The sequence below is a fragment of the Citrobacter sp. TBCS-14 genome (genome assembly GCF_005280805.1).
Taxonomy (GTDB): Bacteria; Pseudomonadota; Gammaproteobacteria; order Enterobacterales; family Enterobacteriaceae; genus Citrobacter; species Citrobacter gillenii.
Genome location: NZ_SZWM01000905.1, coordinates 1 through 214, shown reverse-complemented (window position 1 = coordinate 214; position 214 = coordinate 1). Strand labels below are relative to the sequence as shown.

Below are 214 nucleotides of genomic sequence, written 5' to 3'. Positions count from 1 at the left end.
CCGCAGCCAAAGTCGATAACCGTTTTGCCGTTAAGATCGAGACCGTCCAGCCATTGCAGGCACAGAGAGGTGGTGGGGTGAGTGCCGGTACCAAACGCCAGACCCGGGTCCAGCATCACGTTGACGGCGTTCTCATCCGGGACATCGCGCCAGCTCGGGCAAATCCACAGGCGTTCGCCAAAGCGCATCGGATGGAAGTTATCCATCCATTCGC

At 59.3% G+C, this 214-nt stretch carries 1 protein-coding gene; it reads right to left on the bottom strand.

Annotated elements, in window-relative coordinates:
* The coding region (locus FDX22_RS21980) for a 50S ribosomal protein L11 methyltransferase (protein ID WP_186805424.1) at positions 1-214 on the bottom strand (214 nt) is incomplete at both ends.